9 protein-coding genes are annotated in these 14,410 nt (G+C 59.6%); 5 read left to right on the top strand and 4 right to left on the bottom strand.

The features are described 5' to 3' along the window. The first annotated feature begins 266 nt into the window (after positions 1–266). The 4 genes from GOV79_RS14885 to GOV79_RS14870 all read left to right on the top strand — a co-directional run bounded on the left by GOV79_RS14885 (position 267) and on the right by GOV79_RS14870 (position 7,829). Complete coding sequence (locus GOV79_RS14885; protein ID WP_170790364.1) at positions 267–590, top strand: hypothetical protein; 324 nt, start codon at positions 267–269, stop codon at positions 588–590. A 54-nt stretch (positions 591–644) separates the two neighbouring features. Then, positions 645–1,631, top strand: a complete 987-nt coding sequence (locus GOV79_RS14880; protein WP_170790363.1) for a type I glyceraldehyde-3-phosphate dehydrogenase — start codon at positions 645–647, stop codon at positions 1,629–1,631. 325 nt (positions 1,632–1,956) lie between these two features. After that, on the top strand, positions 1,957–3,759 hold the full coding sequence (locus GOV79_RS14875) for an autotransporter assembly complex protein TamA (RefSeq protein ID WP_170790362.1): 1,803 nt from the start codon (positions 1,957–1,959) through the stop codon (positions 3,757–3,759). Further along, entirely contained in the window at positions 3,756–7,829 is a 4,074-nt protein-coding gene (locus GOV79_RS14870) for a translocation/assembly module TamB domain-containing protein (protein ID WP_237218031.1), read from the top strand. Before GOV79_RS14875 ends, GOV79_RS14870 begins: the two co-directional genes overlap by 4 nt. Here GOV79_RS14870 and GOV79_RS14865 read toward each other — a convergent pair. The 4 genes from GOV79_RS14865 to GOV79_RS14850 form a co-directional block, all read right to left on the bottom strand. Beyond that, a complete protein-coding gene (locus GOV79_RS14865; protein ID WP_237217226.1) occupies positions 7,823–8,332 on the bottom strand; it encodes a thioesterase family protein in 510 nt (169 codons plus the stop codon). The two genes, GOV79_RS14870 and GOV79_RS14865, sit on opposite strands and share 7 nt — an antisense overlap. A gap of 94 nt (positions 8,333–8,426) precedes the next feature. Next, complete coding sequence (fdhF, locus tag GOV79_RS14860) at positions 8,427–11,210, bottom strand: formate dehydrogenase subunit alpha (RefSeq protein ID WP_170790361.1); 2,784 nt, start codon at positions 11,208–11,210, stop codon at positions 8,427–8,429. 14 nt (positions 11,211–11,224) lie between these two features. Next, the gene (locus GOV79_RS14855) at positions 11,225–12,928 is read right to left on the bottom strand and encodes an NAD(P)H-dependent oxidoreductase subunit E (RefSeq protein ID WP_170790360.1); all 1,704 of its coding nucleotides are present in this window, start codon (positions 12,926–12,928) and stop codon (positions 11,225–11,227) included. An 85-nt stretch (positions 12,929–13,013) separates the two neighbouring features. Next, positions 13,014–13,895 carry a LysR family transcriptional regulator gene (locus tag GOV79_RS14850; protein WP_170790359.1) on the bottom strand — a complete coding sequence of 294 codons (882 nt, stop codon included), beginning with the start codon at positions 13,893–13,895 and terminating at the stop codon, positions 13,014–13,016. Between the two features lie 156 nt (positions 13,896–14,051). Between GOV79_RS14850 and GOV79_RS14845 the strand changes: the two genes are divergently transcribed. Beyond that, complete coding sequence (locus GOV79_RS14845) at positions 14,052–14,408, top strand: YybH family protein (protein WP_170782911.1); 357 nt, start codon at positions 14,052–14,054, stop codon at positions 14,406–14,408. Positions 14,409–14,410: the final 2 nt, after the last annotated feature.

Here is a 14,410-nt window from a genome sequence, read left to right as displayed (position 1 = left end):
CAATAGGTACGACCCAAATTCCAAAGCCGCTGCTTGGCTCTGGTCCAGATTTGCGCGCTCATCACCCTCACATTCCCTGCCCGCAAGCCGCACATTCCAGCTTTTCAGGACGTTTTTGATACCCGACCTTCTGGGACAAGTAGCGTCGCATGCCCATAACCCTGTAAAAACAGTGTGTTTCCGAGCGGTTTCTTTGGCGCAGGGCTTCACAGGATGAGTTGAATCTGGTGAAATACGTGTAGTTTTTTAGCACTGGAGATTGTTCAATGGTACTGCGTGGATCCCTGTTGGCGCTGGCCGCTGTCATCGGCTTGACGGCTTTTGACGCAACCCCTGTTGTCGCCAAGGAAGAGACCAAGTCCGTCTCGGTCTTCAGCCGTACCTGGGCGATCACGCAAGTCTCGGATGGTCCGATCGTATATCGTGCGACGCGGGACAACAATAACCTCAATCCATTTGGCCCGCCGCCGCGACTGCGCACGCTACAGGCCATTGCGGCGATCCAGCAGGCCACCGGGTGCAAACCCATCGTATCCAGCATGTATCAGAACATCTCGGGCCAGTTCTTTTCCCAAGTTAGCTGTAACTGAACCCGGCACAAAACGGGCATTGAGGTCAACGCAACGCGCTGCCATAGCTTGCGCATGAAACTTGCGATCAACGGATTCGGCCGCATTGGCCGCACGATCCTGCGGCAGCTGCTGGCCATGCCGCAGGACAATGGTATCGACCTGGTGCTGATCAACGATATCGCACCGCTGGAGACCTGTGCCTATCTGTTCAAATATGACAGCACCTTTGGCCCCTATGCGGGACAGGTAGATCAGGACGACGCCCATTTGGTCGTGGACGGGCGCAGGATTCCCGTGACGCACAGCCCCGACCTGTCGCGCGTTGATCTGACAGGCGTGGATGTGCTGATGGATTGCACCGGCGTTGCCCGAACTTCGGATGTGGCTGGTCAAGGGTTGGTGGCAGGTGCAGGCAAGGTCTTGATCTCGGGCCCATCACCTGCGACCGAAGTTACGATTGTTCTTGGAGCAAACGAAGATCAGCTTGGGTCTGCGCGCATCGTTTCGAATGCCTCGTGCACGACCAACGGGTTGGCGCCTCTGGTCAAGGTGCTGGACGGGATCGGCGGCGTCGTTTCCGGGCACATGACCACCATTCACTGTTATACCAACAGCCAGCCCATGGTGGACGCGCCCCGCGGTGACCTGACCCGGTCGCGGGCGGGGGCGCTGTCGATGGTTCCGACAACCACCAGCGCCATGCATCTGATCGACGAGGTTTTGCCCCATCTTGCGGGCCGTATCTCGGGCGCGGCGGTACGGGTTCCCACGGCCAGCGTGTCAGCAGTCGATCTGATCGTGACGCTGGAACGCGGTATGTCGGCCAAAATTTTCGAAACAGCGCTGCGAGAGGTCGTGGCACAATCGCCGGTTCTGGGCTGGACGGATGAACCTCTGGTCTCATCGGATTTGCGCACGCGCCCCGAGTCTCTGGTGATCGCTGGCCCCGAGACGCGTCAAATCGGAGAACACCAGGTCCGCGTATTCGGCTGGTACGACAATGAATGGGGCTTTTCCGCCCGGATGCTGGATGTCGCGCAGCTAATGGCTGCAAGCTAAAAATCGCGGACCAGCTACAGCACCCTCCGGGTCGCAGACCAACGTGACGCTGACGAGCACCCGCCCATTGAATTCATATGGCGCTTTTGCGCGACCTGCCGCGATGCGGCCCAATATCACCAATTTAACGCGCCACTACCATTCAATACGGTCCTCTAGCACCAATGCGTAGGGTCTTGGCCACCACACCCGACTGCAATTCCCAGTACATATTCGATAATTTCTTTCCCAACGCAGCGACTGATGATCTAACTGTTCAGAAAGAGCTGTCACCCTTCATTAGGCAGCAATATTGCGTTCGTTTTTGGGCAGTTGGAGCCAACAGATGCAGGGAAGCAGGCTGCGCTTTTCTAAAAACTTGTTACTGGGCATCGTGGCTGCCGCAATGCCGACCGGACTGTCCGCTCTGGAAACCTCGCTGGTCGCGCCAGGCGCTCCGCAAGAGTTGGTTGACCGGATCGAGAAGACATCTTCGGTTACCACCGCAGAATCCCGCGGGTTGGATACTCCTCTGGAAATCCTGTCCGCTGCCCTGTCGGATTACCGGACCATCGTCCAGATCATGTATGATGAGGGATATTTCAGCCCGGAAGTCAGCATCAAGCTGGATGGTCAGGAAGCAGCAGAGCTCAGCTCGCTCAGCGTCCCGGCCAAGATAGACCGCGCGGTGATTACCGTGGCAACGGGCCCCTCCTACCGTTTTGGCGAGGCGACCTTGCGACCGATTGCGCCGGAAACCGTCTTGCCCGAGGATTTTGCGATTGGCAAACCCGCCTCGACTGGGGCCATCCAGCGCGCGGCCTCGGCCGGTGTTCAGGGCTGGCGCAACGTGGGTCATGCCAAGGCCGATGTCGCCGGGCAAAAGGTGATCGCGCGCCACCCACAGGCCCGGCTGGACGCAGAGATCGACGTCGATCCCGGTCCGCGCCTGAGATTTGGCGAAATGTTCATTCTGGGTGATTCTGACGTCAAACACTCTTCGATCGAAAAGATCGCGGGTTTCCCCTCGGGTCAGGTCTATTCACCCGAAGAAATCCAGAAGGTCGGCACCCGATTGCGCAGGACCGGAACGTTCAATGTGGTCGCCATCGAAGAGCGTGAAACCCCGAACGCCGACGGCACGTTGGATTTCGACGTCTATTTCGAAGACCTGCCCAGGCGCCGCCTGACGCTGGGTTTCGAAATAGCCTCGCGCGATGGGATCGACCTGACCGCCACCTGGACACACCGCAACGTGTTCAAACGCGCCGAGCGTCTGCGTTTTGAAGCTGCATTGCGCAACATCGGCGGGTCCGAGGACTTGGATGGCCGGATCGGCTTGCGACTGGACCAGCCAGACCGGCTTGGCCCCGATGACAGCACCTTCTGGAATGCCCTGATCGACCGCCGCAATACGGACAACTACAGTGTGTCAATCACCTCGCTGGCATATGGTGCACGCCGGACCTTCTCGGACCGGCTTTATGCCGAAGCTTCGGCGGGGTTCCAGTTGTCAAACGCAGACGACGCCTTCGGCGATGGGCGCAAATTCAGATATTTCATCCTTCCGTTCCGCGCCGAGTGGGATGAACGCGACAGTAAGGTCAGCGCCACGCGCGGGTTCTATCTGGATGCGCAGGCTATGCCATTTGTTGGACTGTCAGGCACGGAAACAGGTGCCCGCTTCTTCGCGGATGCGCGCAGCTATACCAGCCTTGGAACCGACGGGCGCATCGTTCTGGCGGGTCGGGTGCAAATCGGCTCAGTCATCGGCCCCTCGCTGGACGGTGTGACCCCGGACTTCCTGTTCTATTCTGGCGGTGCAGGCACTGTTCGCGGGCAGCCCTTTGAAAGCCTTGGTATCCCCGTCGGAGATGAGGTCGCAGGCGGCAAGTCGTTTTTGGGGCTTTCGGGCGAAGTTCGTGGTAAAATCACTGATACTATCTCGTTGGTTGGGTTTTATGACTACGGGGCGGTCGATACGACAGCTTTTGTGACCAGCACGGCGAATTCCCATTCGGGGGCTGGTCTGGGGGTCAGGTACGATTTGGGCGGCTTTGGCCCGTTGCGGCTTGATCTGGCTGTGCCGGTTCAGGGTGACACGGGCAATGGTCTGCAATTCTATATCGGGATCGGACAGGCATTTTGATACGACGCACTTCATATACGATTGTCAGTGCCACTCTGATCGCAATCGCACCGCCGGTATTCGCGCAGGAAGACGGCGGCGGCAGTATGCTCGAGACCTTCTTGCAGGACACATTGTCGGGCGACAATCAGAACGTAACGGTCAAGGGCCTGCAAGGCGCGCTCAGCGCCCGTGCCACGATCGAGGAAATCACTGTCGCCGATGATGAAGGTGTCTGGCTGACCATCAAGGACGCCCAGCTTGATTGGAACCGACTGGCCCTGATCCGGGGACGGTTTTCGGTCAATGCACTGACAGCGCAGGAAATTGACATCGCCCGCGCGCCGGGGGCGACGACAACGGAAGAGCCCGCCGCTTCGGCTGAGACACAGCCCTTTCAACTTCCTGAATTGCCGGTTTCCATTGAGATCGGCGAGATTCGGGTGGATGAGCTGGCCTTGGGCGAGCCTCTAATCGGTGTGGCGGCCGATCTGTCTGTCACTGGAAATCTGTCTCTGGCCGACGGAACGATGGACACCAATCTGGACATCACCCGGCTGGATCGCGCCGGGGATGAGATCAAGCTGACCGCTGGATTCCAGAACGACTCGAGCCAGATCACACTGGATTTGCAGGTGATCGAGGCGTCGGGCGGGCTCATATCGACCGCGCTGAAAATCCCTGACAGCCCGCCGATTGGGTTGACGGCCAAGGGATCAGGCCCGCTGACGGATTTTACTGCCGATATCGGGCTGAGCAGCGATAACAAGCAGCGCGTTTCGGGCCAAGTGCGCCTGCGCGCGGCTGAGGCCGATCAGGGTATCGCCTTCACCACCAACCTCAGCGGCGACCTGACCCCGTTTCTGACCGCCGAGATTGACCCGTTCTTTGGCCCCGAGACCCGCCTGTTCGTCGACGGGCAGACCAAACCCGACGGCGCTCTGGAAGTATCGGACCTTGAACTGACGACGCAGGCTCTGAGCCTGAAAGGGGAATTGCAACTGGGCGAAGGCAGCGCTTTGCAACTGGCGGCCCTGCAAGGGCGGATCACCCCGCCCGACGGGCAATCCGTGACCCTACCCGTCGCAGGTGGGGATACGTCGATCAAAGCGGCACAGATTTCGGCGCTGTTTGACCGGAAAAACGGCAATCTGTGGGATCTCAGCCTGACGGCCAACGGGCTGAACGCACCGCAAGCCAATCTGCAAAACGCGCGCATTACCGCTCAGGGCGTTCTGGATCAGGACGAGGGCTTTGCGGTCAGCGGCGATCTTCAGGCCAGTGTTTCCGGCATTGACCTGAACGATCCCGCCCTGAACGCCGCTTTGGGGCAGCGGATCATATTGGACGGACAGTTCGACTATGGCAGCGATCAGTCCTTGAACCTGTCCGGGTTCGAGCTGATCGGCTCGGACTATGATCTGGCGCTGGATGCGCTGGTCAACGGCCTGAACAGCGGGCTCAGCATCGATGGCTCGGCCGAGTTGAACGCAACCGACCTGTCGCGCTTTTCCGATCTGGCGCAGATGGAACTGGGCGGTCAGATCACGGCGCGAGTCGAGGGCAAAGGATCCCCGCTTGATGGCAGCTTTGACGGCAAACTGACCGTTGAGGGGGCCGACCTGTCGACTGGGCGCGAGGATATCGACCCGATTATCACCGGCAACACCATCGTCACGCTGGACGGTCAGCGGGGGGCGGACGGCATCACGGTGCGTACCTTCGCTCTGGACAGTTCCGCCGCGCAGGTCGAGGCCAGTGGCAATGTCACGACACCAGATGGAAACCTGACAATTGACGGTCAGGCAAAAGTCAACGCCCCGGATCTGTCGGTCTTTTCCAGGTTGGCCCAACATGATCTGGGCGGCTCTGTCCGGGCCGAGTTCGCGGGCCAGGGCACCGCGCAAACACAAGAATTCGACGGTACGCTCAACATCGTCGCGCGCGATCTACAGACCGGCTTGGCCGATTACGATCCATTGCTGACCGGGCAAACCACGATTCTGTGGGATGGCGCGCGTTCGCTCGACAAGATTGAAATTCGCAAAGCAACCGTGAACGGCACAGCGCTGCGTGCGCAGGTACAGGCGACGGTCAACAACCCAACGGACGCGCCTTCGGGTGAAGGGACGGTGCAGTTGGTCGTGCCCGACCTGTCGCTTTTCTCGGGCATTGCGGATCGGGAACTGACCGGTGTTGTCAACGCCAATTTGACGGGCAGCGGCGACCTATCGAGCCGCGCTTTTGATGTGCAAGGTGATGTGGATGCCGACAATATCCAGATTGGAATGGACCTTGTGGACCGCCTAATTCAGGGCCGCACGACCCTGTCTGTGGACGCCCAAAACAGCGACGAAGGCTTGGATGTCAGAACCTTTCGCCTGAAGGGCACCGCAATCTCGGCCGATGCGTCGGGCAAGGTGGCGCGTCAGTCGGGCGGGCTGAATTATTCGGTTCAGCTGGATGACCTAGCGCGGATCACGGACATCCTGTCAGGGCCGCTAACATTGACCGGCAATGTCGCACCCACCGCGGATGGCGTCGAGGGCACGACAACCCTGAGTGGTCCCGACAGCTCCTACGCGTCATTGATCGGGTCGGTAGACGCGGACGGTTCGGCGGATTTTGACTTTGACGCCAAGTTCAACCGGATCGAGCGGTTCCTGCCAGAGTTCCCTGGCTCAGTCGCCACAAGCGGCACGGCAAAGCGGCAGAACGGGGTCTGGACCATCGATTCCAACACCGAAGGTCCGGCACAAATTAACAGCACTTTGTCGGGTACGTTCGATGAAACCTCGGGCGAAGCCGATTTGAAGGCCGTGGGCGGTGTCAATATCGGCATCGCGAACCTGTTCATCTCGCCCAACAAGATCGACGGCACGGCCCAGTTTGACGTGGCGCTCAAGGGCAAGCCCGCGCTGGATGCGCTGAGCGGGACAATCACCACCAACGGCACCTCGCTGGCGCTGCCAACCGCAGGACAGACCTTCACCGGGATCGACGGAACGGTAACATTAGCGCAAAGCCGGGCAACCATTGCGATAACCGGCGGCCCGCGCTCGGGTGGCAGTTTCAACGTGTCCGGACCGATTGACCTGACCCCGCCCTTCAACGTCAATGTGACGACGACGCTGAACAATCTGGTGCTGACAGATCAGCTCTTATTCGAAACATCGCTGAACGGTCAGATCGCGCTGACCGGCGCTCTGGCTGCCAACAGTGCCGTTTCAGGCCAGATCAATTTCGGCGAAACCAATATCAATCTTGCTGCGGCGTCCGGCGCCGTAGGTGCCGCGCCGATCCCGAATATCGAACATGTCGGGGAAAGCCCGGCCAGCTACCTGACGCGGGAACGCGCTGGTTTGATCGTGGACGAGGAGGCCACCCAAAGCGACTCGCGCATCGCGCTTGATGTTTCACTGCTGGCTCCGAAGGCGGTGTTCGTGCGCGGTCGCGGCGTAAATGCAGAGCTGGGTGGGCGTTTGTTCATTGGCGGGACAACCAGTTCCGTGGTCCCATCCGGTCAGATCGAGCTGATCCGAGGTAACTTGGACATCCTTGGCCGCCGTCTGGCCCTGACCAAGGGGGTCGTAACCCTGCAAGGCGACCTGACGCCCTATATCGAGTTCGCATCCTCGACCAGCACATCAGAGGGCACCGCGACAATCGAGATCGCAGGCCCGCTGGATGCGCCCGAGGTCAATGTATTCTCAGACCCCGAGCGCCCTGCAGAAGAGGCGTTGGCGATCCTGCTGTTCGGCAACCGGTTCTCGGAATTGTCGCCCTTTGTCATCGCCCAGATGGCCGCGTCATTGGCGCAGCTCAGCGGGGCGGGCGGGGACGCGACCAAAGGCCTGCGCGACAGCACCGGAGTTGATACAGTTGATATCGGCGCCACCGAGGGCGGCGCTGGACGCCTGGGCGCAGGCGCGTATCTGAGCGACAACCTCTATACCGATTTCACCGTGAACACCGAAGGTGACACCGAGGTGAACCTGAACCTGGACGTGACGGATAACTTCACCGTGCGCGGCACTGTCGACGGACAGGGTGAGACAGGGATCGGCATGTTCTTTCAACGCGACTACTGACGGCGGATACCAATCGGCTGACCGACCTGCGGCGCAGGCGTAAGCCCCGCGTGGTCGCGCACCATTTGGGCCAACCGGGCGGCGGCCCACTCTGGATACGCCTCAGACCGACCGGTGGTGTGGCTGACATTCATGAACAACGCCTCTTGCGTGGCGCAAACCTCTCCCGTGTCTGACAGCATTTCGGCAAAATAATGCCCGCGCTTGTGATCGGCATCCAACATGCGGATACGAAATGTCAGAGGCTGCCCCTCGAGCACCTCTTGCAGGAAGGACATCTGCGATTGCAGCACATAGGGTCCCTGCCCCAGCGCGTTGACCTGCACCTCACCCAAGCCCAGATGATCCACCATCAGCCGCTCGAGCGCCATGTCGAACGCAACGCCGTAGTAGCCCACATTCATATGGCCGTTATAGTCGATCCATTCGGGCAGCACTTCAAAGCCCCGAATCTCGACCGGCGCATCATAGGGGCCGTCATGCCCGCTTAACGGTTCTGTCATCTGCATCATCCTCGCAACAGGGCGGCATGTTTGGACGCACGAACCCTGCTGTCAAGAAAAGTTAAAGGCGGCCATAAGGGCCGCCTTTGTTCGGTTATTCCGCCGCGATAGCGTCTTCGATCTTTTCTACCCTGATGGCCGAGAACTTGAACTCGGGGATTTTGCCATAAGGGTCGATAGCCGAGTTGGTCAGGATGTTGGCCGCCGCCTCGACGTAGGCGAAGGGGATGAACACCATATCCTCGGCAATCGCACGGTCGGCGCGCACCATGATGTCGATGCTGCCGCGACGGGTCGTCAGTCGGATTGTCTCGCCCGGCTCGATCCCCATCAACTTAAGCGTTCGGGGGTTCATCGAACAGTTCGCCTCGGGCTCAACCGCGTCCAGAACGTTCGAGCGGCGCGTCATCGACCCGGTGTGCCAGTGTTCCAGCTGACGGCCCGTAGTGGCGATCATCGGGTATTCGTCATCCGGGGCTTCATCCGGCGGGATAACGCTTGCCGGGGTGAACTTGGCCTTACCGTCCGATCGCGGGAAGCCATCACCAAACACGATGGACTGACCAGGATCGGTTTCGGACAGAGACGGATAGGTGATCGTCTCGGACTTCAGTCGATCCCAAGTGATGTTATCGAGCGATGCCATTGTCAGCTTCATCTCATCAAACACCTGAGACACGTCCGTGTAGCCCCAGTTCAGCCCGATGCGCTGCGCTAGTTCAACAGTGATCGCCCAGTCCTCGCGCGCCTCACCCGGAGGCGGCACGGCGGGGCGCACCCGCTGCACCTGACGGTTGGTGTTCGACACGGTGCCGTTCTTTTCATACAGCGCCGAGGCAGGCAGGATGATGTCGGCATAGTTCGCTGTCTCGGTCAGGAAGATATCCTGCACGATCATCAGGTCCAACTTGGCCAGCGCATCGCGGGCGTGGTTCACATCCGGGTCAGACATGGCCGGGTTTTCACCCATGATGTACATACCCTTGATGTTGCCCTGGTAGGCTTGGTCGATGATCTCGGTCACCGTCAGACCCTTCTCGTTCGAGAAGTCGTCCGAGTTCCAAACCTCGATGAACTTGGCGCGAATGCCATCGTCAGTCACAGTCTGATAGTCGGGCAGGAACATCGGGATCAGACCCGCGTCCGAGGCACCTTGCACGTTGTTCTGACCGCGCAGCGGGTGCAGACCTGCGCCGGGTTTTCCAACGTTGCCGGTCATCAGGGCCAGCGAGATCAGGCAGCGCGAATTATCCGTGCCATGGATGTGCTGACTGACGCCCATCCCCCAAAAAATCAGACCGGCCTTGGCCTGCGCAAAAGTGCGCGCGACGCGGCGCAGCTGATCGGCTTCGATACCGCAGATCGGGGCCATTGCTTCGGGCGTAAACTGGCGCAGATGCTCTTTCTCCGCTTCCCAGTTCTCGGTCCAGCGGTGGATGTACTGGCTGTCGTAAAGCTCTTCCTCGACGATCACGTTCATGATCGCGTTGAGCATCGAGACATCTGCCCCGGGGCGGAATTGCAGCATCTCATCGGCAAACTTGCGCATGCCGACGCCGCGCGGATCCATTACGATCAGCTTGCCGCCGCGTTTGGCGAATTGTTTGAAATACGTTGCCGCGACGGGATGGTTTTCAATCGGGTTCGACCCGATGATGATCGCCACATCAGCGTCCTTGATATCGTTGAACGCAGCTGTCACCGCACCTGATCCGACATTTTCAATCAGCGCTGCCACAGACGACGCGTGGCACAGACGGGTGCAGTGGTCGACATTGTTATGCTTGAACCCCTGACGGATGAACTTCTGGAATAGATAGGCTTCTTCGTTGGTGCATTTGGCCGAGCCGAAACCGGCCACGCTGCGCGGGTCTTCGTCGCGCAGGGCCACCAGTTTGGAGGCGGCCAGATCCATCGCCTCTTCCCATGTCGCTTCGCGGAAATGGGTCGACAGGTTCGCGGGATCGACATTCAGCCCCTTGGCAGGCGCGTCCTCGCGCCGGATCAGCGGCTTGGTCAAACGGTGCGGGTGGTGGATGTAATCAAAGCCAAAACGGCCTTTGACACACAGACGGCCTTCGTTGGCGGGGCCATTGATGCCCTCGACGTATTTGACCTTGCCGTCCTTAACCTTCAGCGAGACCTTACAGCCCACACCACAGAACGGGCAGACGCTTTCGGTTTCGCTGTCATAATCCTTGCTGTCGCCCTTCTGCTGATCGTCCAGAACGGTGGCAGGCATCAGCGCGCCGGTGGGGCAAGCCTGAACGCATTCACCACAGGCTACACAGGTCGAATCGCCCATCGGGTCGTTCTGGTCGAACACCACCTGCGCAGTATGGCCACGACCGGCCATGCCGATCACGTCATTCACCTGAACCTCGCGGCAGGCACGGACGCAGAGATTGCAGTTGATGCAGGCGTCCAGATTGACGCGCATAGCAACGTGGCTGTCATCCAGCAGCGGGATTTTCTCGGCTTCTTTAGCCGGGAACCGGCTGCCCGTTACATCGTTCAGCTTGGCCATATCCCAGAAGTGGCTGGAAGTGTCATGCGCTTCCTCCGGCTGATCAGCGACCAGCAGTTCCATGACCATGGCGCGTGATTTCTCGGCGCGGTCACTGTCAGTCTTGACCACCATACCGTCCGCCGCAGGACGAATACACGAGGCGACCAGAGTGCGCTCACCTTCCACCTCGACCATGCAGGCGCGGCAGTTGCCGTCCGGGCGATAGCCGGGCTGCGGCTTGTGGCACAGGTGCGGAATGGTGAACCCCTGCCCTTTGGCAGCTTCCCAGATGGTCCAGCCTTCGGGCACGGTGACATCTTCGCCGTTCAGGTTGAAGGTGACGGTCTTGTTTGGGCTTGCGTCTAGCATGGCTCTGTCTCCCTTCAGATTTCGTCAGCGAAATGTTTGATGACAAGGCGGATCGGGTTCGGAGCCGCCTGCCCCAGACCGCAGATCGAGGCGTCGCCCATCACCTGACACAGATCCTCGAGCAGATCGGTGTCCCACTTGTCGGCCTGCATCAGCTTGACCGCCTTTTCACAGCCTGCGCGGCAGGGCGTACACTGACCACAGCTTTCATCCTCGAAAAACCGCAGCATGTTCAGCGCCGCATCGCGGGCCGTGTCCTGATCGGACAGAACCACCACGGCAGCCGACCCGATGAACGTGCCCAGCGGCTGCAACGTGTCAAAGTCGAGCGGGACGTCGTCAATATGGGAGGGGAGAAGACCTGACGACGGCCCGCCCGGTTGATACGCCTTGAATACATGGCCGTCCGCCATGCCACCGGCGGCATCAATCACGTCAAGAATGGTCGAACCTGCGGGCAACAAGTAAACACCCGGCTTCGCGACACGGCCCGAGACCGAGTAGCTACGCAGGCCCTTACGGCCATTCTTTTCAACTGAATTCAGAACCTGCGGGCCCTCGCGGCAGATTTTCGACACCCAATACAGCGTCTCGACGTTGTGGACCAAGGTCGGGCGGTTGAACACGCCGACCTGGGCCACGAACGGAGGACGGTGGCGCGGCAGGCCCTTTTTGCCCTCGATGGATTCGATCATCGCGGATTCTTCACCGCAGATGTACGCACCAGCACCCCGACGCAGGTCAATATAGCCGGGCGCAACGATACCGGCCTGCTCCAGCGCGGCAATCTCACGGTGCAGGATTTCCAGCACCGCCGGGTATTCGTCGCGCATGTAGATAAAGCAGGTCTCGGCCTCGACCGCCCATGCGGCGATCAGCATGCCCTCAAGGAAAACGTGCGGCGTGCGCTCAAGATAGTAGCGGTCCTTGAACGTGCCGGGCTCGCCTTCGTCGCCGTTCACGGCCAGATAGCGGGTGCCTTCGTTCATGCGAACAAAGCCCCATTTCTTGCCCGACGGGAAACCCGCACCGCCCAGACCACGCAGGCCTGAGGACAGGACGTCTTCCTGCACCTGCTCCCAATCACCGATGTCGCGCAGCTCTTTCAGCTTGGCGTAACCGCCGTTCGTCTCATAGGCCGCGAAGGTTTCGTAGTCGGGTAGATGCGCATGCGTATCATCGGCAGCAATCGCGGCCTGAACCTTTTCGGGGGTCGCGTGGTCGATATGGTTGTGACCGATCTCAAGCACAGGCGCGGTGTCACAACGACCCATGCAAGGCGCACGCACGACGCGAACCTCCGACGCATCCAGACCATCCTCCAGCGCCTTCTGCAACTGCTGGGCACCGGCCATTTCGCAGGACAGGGAATCACAGACACGGATCGTCAGCGCGGGCGGAGGCGTCTCATCCTCTTTCACCACATCGAAATGGGCATAAAAGGTGGCGGTCTCATAAATCTCGGCCTGACCGATGCGCATCTCGACCGCCAAGGCGGCGATGTGGTCGGCGCTGATATGGCCGTGTTCGTCTTGAATCAAATGCAGGAATTCGATCAGCAGATCGCGACGGCGCGGGCGGGCGCCCAGCAGGCGCGCAACTTCGGCCTGCGCCTCATCCGTGAACTGACGGCCTTTGGGCGTGTGCCGCCCCTTGCCTTTACCTGACTTCCAGACGCCCTTGGGTGCGCCTGATGGCTTGGTGTCTAATGGTGCCATGATGCCCTCCGATTAAGGCCCCGTGTCTCATCAGACCAGCATATCGTCAAATCTCTTATCGCTATCGCACGATAACGACAGCTTATCACCGCAATGAGGCGACGACGGCGCGCAAAGCCTCGACCGTGGGCAATTCGGGCTCGCGGGTCAGGGTGGCCAGACAAATCGGTTTGCTGACAACAGGATCGACCAGCGGCAGCACCTTGGTGCCCCGCAAATCGCCCAAAGCACGCACCAGAACGCGCGGAACAACAGTGGCTGCCAGCCCCTCGCGCGCCATGACCATCGAGGCGGTAAAGCCGCTGGTTTCCGCCACCACATGCGGATGCAGGCCCTGTTCGGCGAATATTCGATCCAGAATGCGGCGGTTCTGCATCTGCGGCTCAAGCAGGCTGATCGGAAATTCGGCCACCTGTGCCCAGGGGATCGGACCCGTCTGTTCGGTCATATGCGAGGGCACAAGCAGCACATAGGCTTCCTCGTACAGAGGCTGAACCTGCCGCAGATCGGTGCCGATACTGTCGCCATAGGTGATGCCCGCGTCTAGACTTCCCTCATCCAGCCGGTGCTGAATGGCGCTGGCCGACATGGTCTCAATCCGCGACAGGATGCGCGGATGCGCCTGCTGCAAACGCTTGATCAGCCGCCCGGTGAAAGCGATCGCCGTCGGAATGACCCCTAGGATCAACGTGCCCGTAATCTCTCCCCGCGCGGCCAGCACTTGTTGCTCCAGCGCCTTGGAATCATCCAATATCCGCCGTGCCCGACGAACCATCATCTCGCCCTCTTCGGTGAGGCCCTGAAACCGGTTGGCACGACGGACGATCGAGACACCCAACCGGTCCTCAAGATTGCGGATGCGCATCGAGAACGCGGGCTGCGATATCCCGCATTCCTCAGCTGCCTTGGCGAAATGTTGGTGTCGCGCAAGGGCGCTAAGGAGTTGGAGGTCGCGGATTTCGATCATATTCGAGTTTTCCAATAACGGGCCGACGACCACTTTAGCCGTATTAACCTGCGGGAAAAGCACCGTCTGCAGGCGAGCATACCTTTGAACGCATTCTTGTCTTACTCAAGAAACTCGCCTGTAATACACGGCAAGGGCAACACGGAGAGGCTTCGGATGACCGCAGTAGAAGTTTTTCAGAAATTGTATGACAAGTATGTTGATTGCTATCGGTTAAAAGATGCAACTGGTTGTGCGTCATTCTTTATGGATGACGCACAACTATTTTCGCCCTACGGCCCTGCAGCCAAAGGCCGAAAGGCTATAGAAGCTACCCATTCTGAATGGGTTGAGGAAGGTGGCGAGGACAAAATCGTTACGGTTGTTCAGGCCGGCATCGACGGTCAAATCGGCTGGTGCCTTGTCCACTTTAGTGAAGGGACGACCGGTTACGGGACATCCCTTAACGTTTTGTACCGGCAACCTGACGGCGGGTGGCTGATCAGCCATTGCAGTCTGAACGAAAAGCTTTGATA

It is taken from the genome of Ruegeria lacuscaerulensis (assembly GCF_013034745.1).
In the GTDB taxonomy this organism is placed as follows: domain Bacteria; phylum Pseudomonadota; class Alphaproteobacteria; order Rhodobacterales; family Rhodobacteraceae; genus Ruegeria; species Ruegeria lacuscaerulensis_B.
This window is presented reverse-complemented; position numbering and strand designations above follow the sequence as displayed.

Coding starts and splice junctions, on each gene's coding strand:
- GOV79_RS14885 (WP_170790364.1), top strand. CDS start 267: ATGGTACTGCGTGGATCCCTGTTGGCGCTGGCCGCTGTCATCGGCTTG.
- GOV79_RS14880 (WP_170790363.1), top strand. CDS start 645: ATGAAACTTGCGATCAACGGATTCGGCCGCATTGGCCGCACGATCCTG.
- GOV79_RS14875 (WP_170790362.1), top strand. CDS start 1,957: ATGCAGGGAAGCAGGCTGCGCTTTTCTAAAAACTTGTTACTGGGCATC.
- GOV79_RS14865 (WP_237217226.1), bottom strand. CDS start 8,332: ATGACAGAACCGTTAAGCGGGCATGACGGCCCCTATGATGCGCCGGTC.
- fdhF (WP_170790361.1), bottom strand. CDS start 11,210: ATGCTAGACGCAAGCCCAAACAAGACCGTCACCTTCAACCTGAACGGC.
- GOV79_RS14855 (WP_170790360.1), bottom strand. CDS start 12,928: ATGGCACCATTAGACACCAAGCCATCAGGCGCACCCAAGGGCGTCTGG.
- GOV79_RS14850 (WP_170790359.1), bottom strand. CDS start 13,895: ATGATCGAAATCCGCGACCTCCAACTCCTTAGCGCCCTTGCGCGACAC.
- GOV79_RS14845 (WP_170782911.1), top strand. CDS start 14,052: ATGACCGCAGTAGAAGTTTTTCAGAAATTGTATGACAAGTATGTTGAT.